General features: G+C 37.1%; 22 protein-coding genes. 21 read left to right on the top strand and 1 reads right to left on the bottom strand.

Annotation, left to right across the window (positions count from 1 at the left end; genetic code table 11):
- Positions 1-27 precede the first annotated feature (27 nt).
- The 17 genes from HP548_RS07230 to HP548_RS33305 all read left to right on the top strand — a co-directional run bounded on the left by HP548_RS07230 (position 28) and on the right by HP548_RS33305 (position 11,094).
- The gene (locus HP548_RS07230; RefSeq protein ID WP_175381293.1) at positions 28-942 is read left to right on the top strand and encodes a phosphotransferase; all 915 of its coding nucleotides are present in this window, start codon (positions 28-30) and stop codon (positions 940-942) included.
- A 103-nt stretch (positions 943-1,045) separates the two neighbouring features.
- Entirely contained in the window at positions 1,046-1,453 is a 408-nt protein-coding gene (locus HP548_RS07225; RefSeq protein ID WP_076289617.1) for an NUDIX hydrolase, read from the top strand.
- 367 nt (positions 1,454-1,820) lie between these two features.
- Positions 1,821-2,294, top strand: coding sequence for a GNAT family N-acetyltransferase (locus HP548_RS07220; RefSeq protein WP_175381292.1), 474 nt, complete (start codon positions 1,821-1,823; stop codon positions 2,292-2,294).
- A 110-nt stretch (positions 2,295-2,404) separates the two neighbouring features.
- Positions 2,405-2,890, top strand: coding sequence for an NUDIX hydrolase (locus HP548_RS07215; protein ID WP_175381291.1), 486 nt, complete (start codon positions 2,405-2,407; stop codon positions 2,888-2,890).
- Positions 2,891-2,906: 16 nt separating this feature from the next.
- A complete protein-coding gene (locus HP548_RS07210; protein ID WP_175381290.1) occupies positions 2,907-3,329 on the top strand; it encodes a GNAT family N-acetyltransferase in 423 nt (140 codons plus the stop codon).
- A 245-nt stretch (positions 3,330-3,574) separates the two neighbouring features.
- Positions 3,575-3,997: a DUF1801 domain-containing protein gene (locus HP548_RS07205; protein ID WP_099853056.1), complete on the top strand. Its 423-nt coding sequence runs from the start codon at positions 3,575-3,577 to the stop codon at positions 3,995-3,997.
- 33 nt (positions 3,998-4,030) lie between these two features.
- Entirely contained in the window at positions 4,031-4,462 is a 432-nt protein-coding gene (locus tag HP548_RS07200) for a GNAT family N-acetyltransferase (RefSeq protein WP_175381289.1), read from the top strand.
- Between the two features lie 13 nt (positions 4,463-4,475).
- On the top strand, positions 4,476-5,363 hold the full coding sequence (locus HP548_RS07195; protein ID WP_175381288.1) for a class I SAM-dependent methyltransferase: 888 nt from the start codon (positions 4,476-4,478) through the stop codon (positions 5,361-5,363).
- A 125-nt stretch (positions 5,364-5,488) separates the two neighbouring features.
- Positions 5,489-5,890 carry an NUDIX hydrolase gene (locus HP548_RS07190; RefSeq protein WP_175381287.1) on the top strand — a complete coding sequence of 134 codons (402 nt, stop codon included), beginning with the start codon at positions 5,489-5,491 and terminating at the stop codon, positions 5,888-5,890.
- Between the two features lie 18 nt (positions 5,891-5,908).
- The gene (locus HP548_RS07185; protein ID WP_246317979.1) at positions 5,909-6,334 is read left to right on the top strand and encodes an NUDIX hydrolase; all 426 of its coding nucleotides are present in this window, start codon (positions 5,909-5,911) and stop codon (positions 6,332-6,334) included.
- A 311-nt stretch (positions 6,335-6,645) separates the two neighbouring features.
- Positions 6,646-7,200, top strand: coding sequence for a GNAT family N-acetyltransferase (locus HP548_RS07180; protein WP_175381388.1), 555 nt, complete (start codon positions 6,646-6,648; stop codon positions 7,198-7,200).
- A 29-nt stretch (positions 7,201-7,229) separates the two neighbouring features.
- A complete protein-coding gene (locus HP548_RS07175; RefSeq protein WP_175381285.1) occupies positions 7,230-8,114 on the top strand; it encodes a hypothetical protein in 885 nt (294 codons plus the stop codon).
- A 46-nt stretch (positions 8,115-8,160) separates the two neighbouring features.
- A complete protein-coding gene (locus HP548_RS07170) occupies positions 8,161-8,967 on the top strand; it encodes an N-acetyltransferase (RefSeq protein WP_076289629.1) in 807 nt (268 codons plus the stop codon).
- Positions 8,968-8,994: 27 nt separating this feature from the next.
- Positions 8,995-9,273, top strand: coding sequence for a hypothetical protein (locus HP548_RS07165; protein WP_063563283.1), 279 nt, complete (start codon positions 8,995-8,997; stop codon positions 9,271-9,273).
- A 12-nt stretch (positions 9,274-9,285) separates the two neighbouring features.
- On the top strand, positions 9,286-10,083 hold the full coding sequence (locus tag HP548_RS07160; RefSeq protein ID WP_175381284.1) for an aminoglycoside phosphotransferase family protein: 798 nt from the start codon (positions 9,286-9,288) through the stop codon (positions 10,081-10,083).
- An 81-nt stretch (positions 10,084-10,164) separates the two neighbouring features.
- Entirely contained in the window at positions 10,165-10,629 is a 465-nt protein-coding gene (locus tag HP548_RS07155; RefSeq protein WP_175381283.1) for a hypothetical protein, read from the top strand.
- Positions 10,630-10,632: 3 nt separating this feature from the next.
- Positions 10,633-11,094: a GNAT family N-acetyltransferase gene (locus HP548_RS33305; protein WP_175381387.1), complete on the top strand. Its 462-nt coding sequence runs from the start codon at positions 10,633-10,635 to the stop codon at positions 11,092-11,094.
- 43 nt (positions 11,095-11,137) lie between these two features.
- Here HP548_RS33305 and HP548_RS07145 read toward each other — a convergent pair whose 3' ends face one another.
- On the bottom strand, positions 11,138-11,485 hold the full coding sequence (locus HP548_RS07145) for a hypothetical protein (RefSeq protein ID WP_063563286.1): 348 nt from the start codon (positions 11,483-11,485) through the stop codon (positions 11,138-11,140).
- Positions 11,486-11,790: 305 nt separating this feature from the next.
- Here HP548_RS07145 and HP548_RS07140 point away from each other — a divergent pair, with 305 nt between their 5' ends.
- The 4 genes from HP548_RS07140 to cysK all read left to right on the top strand — a co-directional run bounded on the left by HP548_RS07140 (position 11,791) and on the right by cysK (position 14,742).
- Complete coding sequence (locus HP548_RS07140) at positions 11,791-12,327, top strand: GNAT family N-acetyltransferase (RefSeq protein WP_076289633.1); 537 nt, start codon at positions 11,791-11,793, stop codon at positions 12,325-12,327.
- Positions 12,328-12,540: 213 nt separating this feature from the next.
- Positions 12,541-13,095, top strand: a complete 555-nt coding sequence (locus tag HP548_RS07135) for a GNAT family N-acetyltransferase (RefSeq protein ID WP_175381282.1) — start codon at positions 12,541-12,543, stop codon at positions 13,093-13,095.
- Between the two features lie 63 nt (positions 13,096-13,158).
- Positions 13,159-13,635 (top strand): GNAT family N-acetyltransferase, encoded by a 477-nt coding sequence (locus HP548_RS07130; protein WP_175381281.1) that lies wholly within the window; start codon positions 13,159-13,161, stop codon positions 13,633-13,635.
- A gap of 171 nt (positions 13,636-13,806) precedes the next feature.
- Positions 13,807-14,742, top strand: a complete 936-nt coding sequence (cysK, locus tag HP548_RS07125; protein WP_175381280.1) for a cysteine synthase A — start codon at positions 13,807-13,809, stop codon at positions 14,740-14,742.
- The last annotated feature ends 47 nt before the right edge of the window (positions 14,743-14,789 follow it).

Here is a 14,789-nt window from a genome sequence, read left to right as displayed (position 1 = left end):
GTGAAATCGAAGATCCAATGATCCAATGTGAAAAAATGCAAACGCTTTAAAACATTTTCCGAAAGTCATGATTCTAAGAATAAAGAAAGAAGGCTGAATTTGGTGATGCATGACATCTTATTACATAAATTTAAATATAGTACACTGACTGAGCTTACCGGAGGTTACACCAACAGTAGTATTTTACTTGAGGGATCAGATCCTCTGGTCGTAGCAAAGATTTTCAATGCTCATAATCGTGATGCGATAACCGAAATTAAGTGTTTAACCCTATTGAATAATTCAGGTGTGTCGCCAAAGATTCATGACTATTTTGAAGACAACGGTTCACAGTACATTATTATGGACTACGTGCACGGAATTAACAGCCAGAGATTTCTTGATGATGGAGACATTCATAGAGCTAAGGAAATCTACGAGTTGCTTGGAATTCATCTTGCAAAAGATATTCACTCATTAAAATGGAGAGATGGTGACCCTGACCTGTCAATCATAGAACTAATAAATATTAATATTGATGATCTTAACTATGTACCGAATAATCAAAAGGAAAAAGTAAAACAGATCCTTAATGTATCAGTTATAGGGGAGAAAACCTTAATCCATGGAGATTATGGACCGCATAATGCAATTTTATCTAATAAATTAATATCTATTATTGATTGGGAGTGGGCAGGCTGGGGGAATCCACTGCAAGATGTCGCATGGGTAATATGGTTTGTACATTTACATTATCCAAACTTCTCTCGGGAGTTGTCTGAGATTTTTATTAATGCGTATAGTAAATTTTCAGATCTGAAGATTACAAATGAATTAGTGAAGGTATACTCAGTTTCAAGAGTAATTAATGTTTTAGATCGGATAAAGTACACAAATGAAGAAGTGAAAAATGAATGGCTACGAAGATTGGAATGGACATTGGAAACCAACTTTGTAGGATAATTTATGGATGAGGAAGCCCTATACATAGCATCGTTTCCCGCTTGTGCAGGACGATTTGAAAATACTTTAAAACTAATACCCCAAGAGAGGACTATCTATATCTATGAATCCACCTAAGCATATCGTTTCAGCGGCTGCGATTGTAATGAATGAGAACAATGAAATATTACTAGTCCGGGGACCTAGAAGAGGATGGGAAATGCCTGGAGGGCAAGTGGAAGAAGGAGAATCCTTACAGGATGCCGCAGTCAGGGAGACAAAAGAAGAATCAGGGATTGATATAGAGATTATTCGATTTTGTGGAATATTCCAGAATGTGAAGGGTTCAATCGTGAATACATTATTTTTAGCAAGACCGATTGGGGGAGAACCCATAGTAACTAGTGAAAGCCTAGAAACAGGATATTTTCCAATAGAAGAAGCATTAAATAAGGTGACTTGGAAGAACTTCAAACAACGAATTGAATATTGTTTAAGGCCAGATTTGCAACCATTTTATATTGAATTCTAAACCGTTTAATCCAAAAAAGGAGATGGTACCTATCTATTCTTATAGATCTCTAATGAATGAAGACTTGAAAAGTATAAGTTCTTTTCCTCAGTCAAAGGAAGAATTGTTTTATATTAGTCCTCGGTTTAAATATCCTTTAACACCAGACCAGATATCAAGGCTCTAGCATTTTATCACAAGCAAGGATTTAAACCCTTTGATATGCGAATAACGGATTTAAATGAACAAAAAATAATAACTATACAAATGAAGTTAAAGATTTAGAATGCATTCAAGAAGAACGAAACCGCATATTATACGTGTATTGTTGGGAACTAACATAGAAGCAAAACACTAAATTAGCTTTAATAACGGAGGACGATATGAAATGGAAATCTCATTATCCAAAGCAGGTCTTAAAGAAGCTTCAATTATTCACGAAATGCAAATAAAAGCATTCATGCCTCTTTTAAATAAATATAAAGACTATGAAACAAGCCCAGCAAATCAAACGGTAGAACAAATAGAAGATCGAATAAATCAAAGCTATACAGATTATTACCTAATAAGAGAAGCAAATATTCCTGTGGGGGCCATTAGAGTAGTAAAAAAGGAGAATAAAATCTATCGAGTAAGCCCTGTATTTATTTTACCCGACTACCAAGGGAGAGGGATTGCACAAAAAGTATTTTCAATGATAGAAGATAGGTATAGCGATGCGAGAATATGGGAGTTGGCTACAATCTCTGAAGAGCAGAGGAATTGTTACCTTTATGAGAAATTAGGATATAGACAGAAGGGAGATACGAAACAAATTAACGACAAGATGACGATTGTGATTTATGAAAAATGCATGATTTAGGTAATCAAGAAAAAGGTCAAACATTCTAGTGACAACATTAAAACTGATGAGCAGCTGATAACGTCCCTTGAGTTATAAAGAAAATTTGAAACTAATAAAGGACTGATTGCATGTTCTATGTTAATTCAAGAGCGATCATTGAAAGACCTGGTAACGAAGCAACAGAGATTGTTATACAAAGAAGAACAAAGATAGATTCCTCTTTTCAGTTTGAACTTCCTGGAGGTAGAATTGAACCGTTTGAATCGTTGATCCAAGCTCTGGTAAGAGAGGTTAAAGAAGAAACCGGATTAGATGTTTATGAAATTGAAGGTACTGAAACAAGAATTGATACAACTGGAATTAATCCTGAATTTGAAGTGGAATGTCTTAGACCATTCGCTGCTTATCAAACCATTAAGGGACCAATTGATTCTGTTGGATATTATTTTAGATGTAAGGCAAGTGGAGATTTGCTAGAAGCTGGTGACGAAACAATAGATATTCAATGGATTGACATTAAGAAACTAAATAAATTATTTATGGAGAATTCATTAAATTTTTCTGATGTTGATCGTGCCGGAATTAAGTATTACTTGAATCATCGAGGATTTTGAGAGGAGCTGGAATTGAATGGATTTTATATATGGAGAATATCTTATCAGTGATAACAAAGAACTTATGGACATCCATGCGGTAAAGGGTTTCTTATCTAGAAGCTATTGGGCCAATAAGAGATCCGATGAAAAAATTGAAAAGTCCATCCATTCTTCAATATGTTTTGGGATATATAAAGAGGCAATTCAAGTTGGTTTTGCAAGGGTTGTCACAGATGATGCGACAATGTATTGGCTTTGTGATGTTTTTATTCATGAGGAATATAGGAGCCAAGGACTTGGTAAGAAACTAATTGAAGTGATTACACAATCGGATCGCTTTAAAGATTTAATGGGGTTACTTGGAACATTGGATGCACATGAATTATATGAACAATATCAATTTAATAGAAATAGTGAACGCTTCATGATAAGACTTCCTGATTATTTGAGGGCGTGATGGCATTGAAGAGAGCTGTTTATTTTCTTTCTTTGATTATTGGAATCGTTTTTACAGCCCTAGGAGTACTACCAGCTATTTTTGACCACCCATACAATGATGAACCAAACTCCGGGCCGGCAAGTTTTTGGGAACTGATTCTAATCATTAGTTACGAACAATGGATATTGTTTCTGATTGTTGGTCTGATATTAAGTCTGTTCCCTGCGTTAAAGCAACGGAAGACATGAAGGGAGATTTTATCAATGTACAAACTTAAAACAAAAGAAACAGACAACAGCGTCATTGAATTTATTGAAAGTGTTGATAGTCCCAAAAAACGTGAAGACGCGTATCAGCTATTAGATATTTTCACTGAAACAACAGGGTATACAGCAAAGATGTGGGGACCGAGTATTATTGGATTCGGCTCCTATCATTATAAATATGAATCTGGTCATGAAGGTGACGCACCCCTGGTGGGCTTTTCTCCTCGAAAAGCAAAAATCAGTTTGTATTTTGCGACAGGTGATGCCGAGCGAGAGAATCTATTAAAAGACTTTGGAAAACATACGACAGGAAAAGCATGTGTATACGTCAATAAAGTTGCAGATATCAATCTAGATGTATTACAAGCGTTGATCAACCAATCCATCAAGTTCTTGAAAGAAACCTATCCGGATCATTAATTTCTGTACACTGTTATTATTGGAGGTCACGTAATGAAAGAAGAGAACATTCATATACGTTGGGCGAACGAAAATGATGCAGAGGACCTTCTTAAGCTCAATAATGCTTTTAATGGCATAGGTACATCCGTAGAAGAAGTAATAGATAGTCTTGCTTTATCTAATGAGTTGATTGCTCTAGCTGTGATTGACGATCAGGCAGTTGGATTCGCTTGTGCTCAATATTTTAAATCTTTTTGTTATCGTGCACTCCAGGGAGAAATCACAGAAATGTATATTGCCGAAGTTGCCCGGAGAAGAGGATTAGCTACGTTGCTAATTGCTTTTATAGAGGAGGAATTCAAAGCACGAGGTGTTACCGGTGTAAAAATTCTGACAGGCCAAAGTAATGAAAGGGCTATAAAGACATACGAAAAATCAAACTATGCCAGAACGGAAGAAGTATTGCTACAAAAGAAACTATAAGGAGCATAATCGAATGTCTGAATATTATTGGGATAATAAAATTGAATACCTTAAAAATACGAGATGGCTGTACTACAATGACGATTACCTTCAATTTTTAGTGCAATTTGTTTGGAAGATAGATAAACCTGTAAGCGTTATCGATTATGGGTGTGGGTTTGGTTATTTGGGTCTTAAACTGCTGCCTTTTTTACCAAAAGGGTCAACCTACACTGGAGTAGATAAGGGTGAAATTTTAATCAATGAAGCTAAGACGATTTTCTCCCAACTTCCTTATGATACAGAATTTATTACTTGTGATATAGAAGACGTTGTATTGGAGAGGAAGTATGACATTGCATTGAGTCATGCTTTTTTATTACATATGGATGACTCTGTGAAAATACTCCAAAGGATGATTGAAAGTGTGCTGGAGGGTGGAAGAATCATTTGTTTTGAACCTCATTGGATTGGAAATATGGCGAACTATCATGTGGAGGGCGTTGAACAAAGTGAAATCATTAAACTAGGCGTTTTACAGAGATTATTTGAAAAAGATCATATACGTACAGGTAAAGATGGAAATATTGGAATGCGATTGCCCATATTAATGAGTCAATTAGGATTAACGAATGTGGAATGTAGAATGAGTGATAAGGTCAACTTTCTAGATCAAAACATGGACTCTACCACAAAAAACATTCTCTATCACTCAATTAAAGAAGATGGTATAGGACAGGATCCTGGCAATTCAGTAGAGGTAACCAAACGATTATCAACTCGGGGCTTAACCCAAAATGAAGCAAAGGCGCAGTATGAAGCGGAATTAACATTTTCCAAAGTATTTGATAATGAATCTTGGTTGACTTATGCAGCCAGCATGAAGATTTCATTTGGAACGGTCCGAAGGGAAGGAAGTTAAGAACTGTGGTTTACGGATTGCACTTTATTATTGCTAATTGAATGCAGAGGACCTTTTGATTAAAGGGAGCTTATTATTTTTAATTGGATGTATTGAATCTAAAACATAAAAAAGGAGGACTTTAAATGAAATTTATTGTGTCTGCAAGTGTGATTGTCCTTAATGAGAACGATGAAATCTTACTTATGAAGGGACGGAGAGGCTGGGAAATGCCTCAAGGCTGTGTGGAAGAAGGTGAGACCATCACACAAGCTGCTATTCGAGAGGTGAAAGAAGAGACTGGCATTGATATTGAACTTATTAAGTTTTGTGGCCTATATCAGAATACTACGCGGGGAGTATGTAACAATATATTCACTGGGAAACCGATTGGAGGAACTCTAACTACAAGTATTGAAAGTGATGAGGTTGGTTTCTTTACATTAGAACAAGCCAATGAAATGATAACCTGGGGGAATTTCAAGGAAAGAATTCACAAAGCATTGGATGAGAGCAATCATCCCATTTTAGTTGAGTTCTCTGAATAACATATGGGTGAAGGTATTTTGAAAAACAACATCGTTGTTGTGGTTAAGGGAGTCATTGAAAATAAAGGCAGGGTATTGATATTAAAACGTTCTGGTGCAGATGAAGTTGCCGCTGGGAGCTGGGAAACCGTTGGTGGAAAGATCGATTTTGGAGAAGAATTAGAAGAAGCTTTGGCTCGTGAAGTGAAAGAAGAAGCTGGGCTTAAAGTGAGTGTTGAGAAGTTACTATTTGCTACTACTTTTTTTACGGATCCGCATAGACAGATCGTATTACTGACATATTTGTGCAGAGCGACAGATGACCGAGTGATACTTTCAGAAGAACATAGCGAGTATATGTGGGCAACCCGATCAGATTTATATGACTATTTACCACAAACTATTTTAAATGATTTTAAAAAATATAACGTAATCGATACAGTTGAAATCATAGCTAAACAATAAGGACTCAAGTAACTCATTAATCTACTTCAACGAATATAATTCGGCAAACGAAAGGGATATTTGAATGAACCCAATTACTATAGAACCAATCGATAGAACGAATTGGGAAGAGGCGATCGCGATATCTTTACTTGAAACACCCTAGAAAAAGTAATGCACGTGCAAGAGCCTTATATGAGAAGATAGGATTTATTAATCAGGAATTGGAAAATCAGGATGGTGAAGTGATATATAAAATGAAATTGAAATAAATAGAAATCGGTCATTATGAAGGTACAATGATCCATTTTCATGTAAAAGGCGGGGATAGTATGGTGTACAACGATCTCACTAAAACGATGACCACAGAAAGGCTGCTGTTAAGATTATTTACGCAAGCAGATGCTGATACCGTTACCAGACTATGTAATGACTACAACATTTATAAGAATACACTCACATTACCCTACCCATATACATTAGATTGTGCAGTGTCTTGGATAGAGCAACATAACGAAAATTTTAATGCAGATAAATGTTATGAATTTGCTATTTGTAATAGGGAGACAGGTGATTTGTACGGGGCAATAGCATTATCTAATCAACAACGTTACGATAACGGTGAGTTGTCTTATTGGGTAGGTCAGCCGTTTTGGGGAAAAGGTTATGCAACGGAAGCAGCTAAAGCCATGTTAGACTTCGCTTTTGATGTGAAAAAATATCATAAGGTATATGCGCGACACTTTGCTTCTAACCCGGCATCCGGACAAGTTATACAGAAGATTGGCATGATACAAGAAGGAGTACTGATGGATCATGTCAAGAAAGAAGACCGGTATGAGGATCTGATTTACTACGGAGTAGTGAGAAGTAAAGTGGAAATGTAAAATTCAAACCCAACGTGGAGGAATACATATTGATAATTAAACCGGGTAAAAAAGTTTTACTTTCGTGGATGGATTGTTATGTACCGGAAAAAGATTTGTTTTTCCTATCAAAAGAACATCTTGATTATGAATTTGACTTTACCGATGTGCTATTAATGCCAAAAGAGGAGTTCTATAACCACAGCACTTATAGGCAAGTGAATTATGTGAATGGTTATGAGTACTGGAATATTAAGAACGTTGATTATGTAATCATTGCGCATAAAGAATGGATAGAAACCATTCCTGAAGATAAGAAACGATTTTTATTAAATGCACAAGTGCAAAGTGGAAGAGGGCTTGTTTTCCCTGTTACATTTGTACATGATTTGGAGGAAATACCTGCAAGCTATGTGATTGATGGGGACGTTATCCTTCAGCGCTACATGTGGGAAAAGCTGAACAAATCATGCAAAGAACAGATACTTACGACATTGGTTTACGAATGGTGGGATAAAGGGGAATGTGAGAAGCCACCTGAGTCGCTACCTGATTTTCTAAAACCATATGCCAATTCGTTTGCAAGTTCCCAAGGTGCAAATTGCCTCGCAGCAGTTTTGTTTGCAATCTCCAAAGGGAAACAGGATTGGTTTATCTATGAATGGGTACATCAAAAAACGTTTCTTGAGAAATTAAAACAGTATCAATACGAGGAGTTATTAACTCACGAACTACATCAAGGGGACGTTGTCGTATGGACAGATGAGAATGGGATCATTCAACATGCAGCATATCATCTGGGAGAAGAACTATATTTCAATAAAGATGGGCAAACGATATTCAACCCGTGGAAGATACTCTCTAAAGAGCAACTGTATAAGGAGTGGGAGCATCTTACCATTGTAAAGTATAGGCCATGTAATGAATTATTTTGATGGGGATTAAAATGGAGTTCCCGTACTTTTATTTGGAGGTAAAGACATGAATCGACTGATTCCATCCATAGATTTAATTAAAGAAATTGAACTCTCTGAAATCGATTATATGACAGATCGCATGCTTGCTATACAGAGTCGGGACAACAATCCGGAAGGAATTGAGATTCAGCAATTTGGAAATGCCATCTGTTTCTACAGTAAGACCATGGCATGGCCCACTTTCAATACGGTGAAGGGTTTAACGAATAATGATCTGGAACATCTGGATGCTATCATTGATTTTTATAGACAGCGCGATCGGAAGGTTCAGTTCGAAGTTATTCCATCTGTGGTGGATCAGAACTTCTTGAAACGTTTAACCGACTTAGGCATGAATGCATCGGGATTTCATTCATCTCTGATCATCAAACCGGAAGAAAAAAAGAATCACTCAGATCATATCCAAATTCAGGAACTTGAAGAGGATCAATTCGAGCTATACGCGACCATTCATTGCAGGGGGACCGGTTTGTCGGATGATGGTATCCCTTATGTCGCCCAGAATAATAAGGTTCTTTATCACCGTCCAGGTTGGAAATTTTACATCGCATATGTCAATGACATTCCTGCAGCGGTAAGTGTTCTGTTTATTAAAAATCAAAAGGCATCCTTAACCTTTGCAGCAACATTACCTGAGTTTAGAAATCAGGGTGTACATCAACAGCTTTTGAATAGAAGAATAACGGAAGCCTTGAATAAGGAATGTAATCTGGTGGTAGGGCAATGTTCTTTTTTATCTCAAAGCCATCGAAATATGGAGCATGTTGGCATGAAGTTGGGATATATCCGAACAGCATGGACGGAAAGATAAAAACTGGATTGAATTAGGAGGTAGCTCATGAACAATACAAATAAAATCCTGGGTGCGGTTCTCATGATTAGCAGTATTTTTATTTCAACCTTAGATAGAATTTCCGTGAGAATATCTACAGCCATAGTGGAAGCGGGATACGCTTCAGGTGGGAAAACACGCGAGATAATCCCAGCAAGTGATAATGGTTTCACGGGTTTTCTCGTATATTTCTTATTTTTCGTCGGATTTGTGTTATTGATTGCTGGATTCCCTGGGAATCCCAGAAAGGATAAAACAAATAGGTACACACAAAACCGATCTTAGGAGGGGTTCATTTTGCCTGAGTACGAAGAAGCCCTAAACGGAGGCAATGTGAATAAGGTTGTAAAAGTAGGTAGCACAGTTAGGCGTGACGCTATACCGAATCCGTATGTATATGAATTGCTTAAGCACCTTGAAACGGTGGGCTATGCGCATTCCCCTAGATATTTGGGAGTAGATGAGCAGGACAGAGAAATCCTTTCTTACCTGGATGGTGTGGTTTCGGGAAATGACTATCCTGAGATTGAAAGTTATATGTGGTCTGATGAGATCTTAGACAAAGTAGCGAAACTTTTAAAAAGCTATCATGATGCTACAGTGGATTTTGTTACATCTACGGTTTCTTTGAATAATTGCCCATTGATAGCTTCAAAAGAAGAAATAGTCTGCCATAACGATTTTGCATTGTATAACGTTGTATTTAAAGATCGGCTGCCTGTAGGAATCATCGATTTTGACATGGCAGGGCCTGGTCCGCGTCTATGGGATATCGTTTACAGCTTGTATACCTCTGTCCCATTAGCAGGTTTTTCACCGGGTAAAGATGAAAGAGAAGTCGTTCCATATAATAAACAGGATCATGCATCTGAGCGGAAAAGACGTATAGCGTTATTTTTTAACGCTTATGGTATGGATGTGCCGACAGATCTGAAGGAATGGGTGATTTCTCGAATTCATTTCATGTGTACCACACTATCTGATCGGGCGGCGTCAGGAGAAACAGCTTTTATCAAAATGGTTGAAGAGGGTCATCTGGCTCATTATGAGAAGGAAGTAAGGTTCCTTGAGAAACATTTTGGTGACTGGAGTTAATTCAACGTTTTAGGTTAAGAAGTAATTATGGGGAAGATGATTCAGCTTGTTTCAAGCTGTGGTCGTTAGAGGTGAAGTAGTATGAAAAATCGTTATTTAATACTTGGTTTAAGTATTGCTATTGTTGTTTGCATTGTTTCTTTAACTGTATTAAGAGAGAAGAGCACTATATCAATAAAGCCTGACGAAGTTGTTAATGCTGAAATATATAATTTTGTTTTACCTTCTAACGAAGGTGATCTCCAAATGATTAATGTAACTGAGACAAAAGATATCGCCTACGTATTAACCAACTTAAGTGAAATAAAGTCGAAGGGCAAAGGATTATCTTTGGATGGAGATTATTCTATTGTATTCAATAAGAATGATGGCTCCAGACTTGTATATATGTATGAGAGCGGGACTCTTACAACTTCAACCGGATTTAAAGGTAGAATAACCAGTGACAACATCATTAACAGGCTGTGGGCAGGCCTTGATTATCCTGTTCAAAATGTAACTGGAAATGAACTTCCATCGGATATGAAAACGAAACGAAACGAGTGATATATTGTGATCAGATTAATACCTACTACTAGAGAGAATTGGAAAGATGCATTAAACTTACAAGTTCAAGCCAATCAAAATCATTATGTTCCATCAGTAGCCGTGTCCCTAGCGAAGGTGCACATTCGTCCAGATGGGGATGAGTACAAGTATCTACCATTTTGCATATATAACACGGAGGATACCTTAGTGGGTTTTGTTATGATCACAGTCGATGAAACAACAGCTTGGTCCTATTGGTTAAATGGTTTTATGATCGATGTAAGCTACCAAGGTAAAGGATATGGAAGAGCAACGCTAGATGCAGTAATTAGCTATATAAAAGAGAACTATGTCCATAGTAAGTGTCTGAATTTAACGGTATGTGAAGATAATGAAGTTGCCAGAAAGCTTTATGGAAAAATGAAGTTTACTGAGACCGGTGACGTATATGATGATGAAATTGTATATCGATTCGTTTTTTAATTTAACGAAAGAGGTGCAGTGATGATATATCGGAGGAAGACTCCTACTTCTGTTTAACCAGTACAACACCTATAATGATGACCACAAGCCCAATCCACGTTTTCCAAGAAGGTACTTCCTTCATAAACCAATATCCCATCCATATGGAGATGAGCACTTCTATGCATTTGGCAATGACCAGAACATAGCCCAGTTGGCTGACAGCTTTCATTCCAAACTTGACACCGTATCCTACGCTCAGATTAGCGGCGAGAAATAGAGGCAGCATCCAAAGATGGAATTTGAATGTGGACCAGAACTGAGTGTCAATATGCTTGCTTTGATATGAAAAAATAATGTTGATACAGGCTAAGCCAGCAAACATGAGCACAAAGCTGATAAGGTACAGCATAACATCACTCCCAAGGATAAGTAGTATGATTAATGTTTCCTCGAACCAAAAATTTTATCCATGGGCATGAAATGATGTTAGCGAAGATGAGTGGACTAGCTAAACCGATGATAGTGAGGTTGTTTCGACGGGTCAATGATTCCAAAAATCAGACGATATTCGTTACGTTCAGTCAAGTAATCTGGAAAACATTTCTATGATGAATTTTACATAAAAGCAATATAGAATTCATTAGATTCCACACGTCCTTTTATATACTTAGTTTGTTTGACTCAGCGAACTAAAAGGACTAGGTGGTCGTTTAAATGTTAAAAAAACGAGACTTGCACGAATGCCACTCACTGCATGATTTAATGGTCGACCCCGCTGTTTTTCCATACGTTCGTCATAAGTGCCGATCTTATGAGGAATATTTATTTGCTACTAAACAGGTGATTGATGAAGAAGAGCAAAACACATGTATTTCCAGAACGATCCTTAATGAGCTGGGACATCCCATCGGAACCATTGATTTATATCACATGGAACATAATACAGGTTTTCTTGCAACATGGATTGGAGCCCCTTATTTCGGAAAAGGTTACAATCAACGAGCAAAGGAAGCCTTCTTCGCTGAGTTGTTTCTTCAACATGAAATTGAAACAGTCTTTCTTAAAATTCGAAAACAAAACATTCGATCCAAGAAAGCGGTTGGAAAATTGCCTTATGTCAAATTAGTCATTGATATTCACCACGAAGTGTATAAGTTGATAAACAATACGGAACAAATCTATGATTTGTATTATGTGAATCGTTCTGACTTTATGGCAAATGAAGAGATGAACCATGTAGTTGCTACGTAACAACTAATTTCGATATCTATTCAAACGAAATCCCGCCAGGTTTGTCCTGTCGGGATTATTATTATTTTCTTTTGAGAATTATTAATTTTGCAGATAGGAAACAATAAGTAGGGATGCAGGAATATGGAAATTAAGGTCGAAAGAAGAGATATAAGCAAGAATGAAACAACGTTATAAGCAAATCGTAAAGTATTTTAATTCTGAGGTGATGTAATGGAGATCAAAAAAATAGAGAAACTATCCAATGAAGATTGGCTTCAACTTGGAAGCTTTGGATATAAATCAACTCAAAAATATGAGCTTACCAGAAAAGAGACACAAGATTCCTTTAGTATGAATTTAACGTTGATAAATTTGGATGACATCTACGAAAAAGAAGAATTGAACAGCACAGATGATTTGGAACGATATGAAGAAATCATACAACTGGGATTTTCTTATGGAATATATATAGATGGGAAAATCATAGCGCTCGCCATTTCTGAACCACAAACTTGGAATAATACGCTGATGATATGGCATCTTCAGGTGAATGAAAAATACATAAGAAAAGGATATGGGAGACTGTTGATCAATAAAGTGAATGAGATTGCCCAGGAACAAGGTTTCAGAGCGATCACGTTAGAAACCCAGAATACGAATGTTCCAGCCATTCATTTTTACAAGCAATGTGGTTATCAAATTGAAGGAATTGATGTATCACTATATTCAAATAATCATAGTCAAAACGAAGAAATAGCTTTGTATATGAGAAAGAAGCTCCAATAAGAGCAACTGGGTATTACCTTGAAACCGCTTAAATCTATAATGTTTGGTGAGGAGAGAGTCTGCATGATTACGCTCAGAAAAATAACACTAGATAACCGACGATCTATATTTAACTTGGAAGTTTCAGAAGAGCAGCGACAATATGTTGCATCAAACCTATCAAGTGTAGCATCGTGTTATGTTCTTGCAACCAATGGCGGCTCCCCATTCCCACTTGCAATTTACGCAGATGAGCAACCTGTATGTTTTGTAATGATAACTTACGGAATCACGGGTTATGATCTTCCTGTCATTGCTGACAATAGCTATTGTATTTTGCGACTGATGATTGACAAGCAGTACCAGAGCATGGGCTATGGCCGGGAAGCATTAAAGAAAATATTGGAGTTTATTCGAACTTTCCCAGCTGGACCTGCACGTTATTGTTGGATTCCATATAGTCCTGATAACTTGGCTGCCAAAAAGCTATATGAGAGCTTTGGATTCCATGAAAATGGTGAGGTGTGCCATGATGAGCTCATAACAGTATTGGATTTGTGATCTCAATTTTTAGATGGGGATTATATAACAAAGGTTTCACGCTCAGTTTAATAACTCTTGCTTTCCTATGTTATAAAGTAGAAGTTCAATAGTTGTATTATTTTACCATGCATGATAACTTGATATTAAAACCAACTAATTTAGTTGGAAATGTATTTTGGAGGTATGATCATGACTAATATTGCGAAGAATCTCACAGATCTGATTGGAAATACACCGCTATTGGAGCTTTCTAATTTTGCGAGAAAGTATCAAGTCGAGGCGAAGATCATTGCTAAATTGGAATACTTTAATCCAACAGGTAGTGTAAAAGATAGAATCGGATATGGAATGATTAAAGTTGCTGAAGAGAAGGGGTTAATTAACCAAAATTCAGTGATCATAGAACCGACTAGCGGAAATACAGGTGTAGGACTTGCTTTTGCAGCTGCTGCATTAGGATACAGATTAATCATAACACTACCTGAGAGTTTCAGTGTAGAACGTAGGAAGCTGTTGATCGCTCTGGGAGCAGAACTAGTTCTTACACCTGCCACAGAAGGAATGTCTGGAGCTATCAAAAAGGCTGAAGAAATTGCGGCTACAATCCCTAATTCATTTATACCTCAACAGTTTAAAAATCCAGCAAATCCACAAGTACATAAGGTAACAACCGCAGAGGAGATTTGGAGAGATACCGAAGGCAAAGTGGATATTTTTATTGGTGGTGTTGGTACAGGTGGAACCATATCTGGAGTTGGCGAAGCACTTAAACAAAGAAAAGAAGATGTGAAGATTATAGCTGTAGAGCCTTTGGATTCCCCGGTGCTTTCTGGAGGAACTAAAGGAGTGCATACCATTCAAGGAATTGGTGCCGGTTTTGTTCCCGACAATTTTAATAGATCTGTAGTTGATGAGATCGTACAGGTAAGCAATGAAGATGCATTTGGAACAGCACGTTTTTTAGCTAAATCCGAAGGGTTATTAGTTGGTATTTCGTCTGGTGCTGCTGCATATGCAGCAGTGCAAATTGCCAAAAGGCCAGAGAATAAAAATAAAAGTATAGTTGTTCTATTCCCGGATACAGGTGAACGATATTTATCAACAGACCTTTATCCAGAAGCATAAGACGGAAATGTTAAGCTGCCCTCACCGCTTAAAAGCATTGTTGCCGT

Origin of the sequence: Paenibacillus taichungensis (assembly GCF_013359905.1) — a bacterium.
GTDB classification, from domain to species: Bacteria; Bacillota; Bacilli; order Paenibacillales; family Paenibacillaceae; genus Paenibacillus; species Paenibacillus taichungensis.
This window is presented reverse-complemented; position numbering and strand designations above follow the sequence as displayed.

What these genes read in the sequence shown, in the direction of transcription:
- HP548_RS07225 (WP_076289617.1), top strand. Translation starts at nt 1,046, where the DNA reads ATGAATCCACCTAAGCATATCGTTTCAGCGGCTGCGATTGTAATGAAT.
- HP548_RS07220 (WP_175381292.1), top strand. Translation starts at nt 1,821, where the DNA reads ATGGAAATCTCATTATCCAAAGCAGGTCTTAAAGAAGCTTCAATTATT.
- HP548_RS07215 (WP_175381291.1), top strand. Translation starts at nt 2,405, where the DNA reads ATGTTCTATGTTAATTCAAGAGCGATCATTGAAAGACCTGGTAACGAA.
- HP548_RS07210 (WP_175381290.1), top strand. Translation starts at nt 2,907, where the DNA reads ATGGATTTTATATATGGAGAATATCTTATCAGTGATAACAAAGAACTT.
- HP548_RS07205 (WP_099853056.1), top strand. Translation starts at nt 3,575, where the DNA reads ATGTACAAACTTAAAACAAAAGAAACAGACAACAGCGTCATTGAATTT.
- HP548_RS07200 (WP_175381289.1), top strand. Translation starts at nt 4,031, where the DNA reads ATGAAAGAAGAGAACATTCATATACGTTGGGCGAACGAAAATGATGCA.
- HP548_RS07195 (WP_175381288.1), top strand. Translation starts at nt 4,476, where the DNA reads ATGTCTGAATATTATTGGGATAATAAAATTGAATACCTTAAAAATACG.
- HP548_RS07190 (WP_175381287.1), top strand. Translation starts at nt 5,489, where the DNA reads ATGAAATTTATTGTGTCTGCAAGTGTGATTGTCCTTAATGAGAACGAT.
- HP548_RS07180 (WP_175381388.1), top strand. Translation starts at nt 6,646, where the DNA reads ATGGTGTACAACGATCTCACTAAAACGATGACCACAGAAAGGCTGCTG.
- HP548_RS07170 (WP_076289629.1), top strand. Translation starts at nt 8,161, where the DNA reads ATGAATCGACTGATTCCATCCATAGATTTAATTAAAGAAATTGAACTC.
- HP548_RS07165 (WP_063563283.1), top strand. Translation starts at nt 8,995, where the DNA reads ATGAACAATACAAATAAAATCCTGGGTGCGGTTCTCATGATTAGCAGT.
- HP548_RS07155 (WP_175381283.1), top strand. Translation starts at nt 10,165, where the DNA reads ATGAAAAATCGTTATTTAATACTTGGTTTAAGTATTGCTATTGTTGTT.
- HP548_RS07145 (WP_063563286.1), bottom strand. Translation starts at nt 11,485, where the DNA reads ATGCTGTACCTTATCAGCTTTGTGCTCATGTTTGCTGGCTTAGCCTGT.
- HP548_RS07140 (WP_076289633.1), top strand. Translation starts at nt 11,791, where the DNA reads ATGTTAAAAAAACGAGACTTGCACGAATGCCACTCACTGCATGATTTA.
- HP548_RS07135 (WP_175381282.1), top strand. Translation starts at nt 12,541, where the DNA reads ATGGAGATCAAAAAAATAGAGAAACTATCCAATGAAGATTGGCTTCAA.
- HP548_RS07130 (WP_175381281.1), top strand. Translation starts at nt 13,159, where the DNA reads ATGATTACGCTCAGAAAAATAACACTAGATAACCGACGATCTATATTT.
- cysK (WP_175381280.1), top strand. Translation starts at nt 13,807, where the DNA reads ATGACTAATATTGCGAAGAATCTCACAGATCTGATTGGAAATACACCG.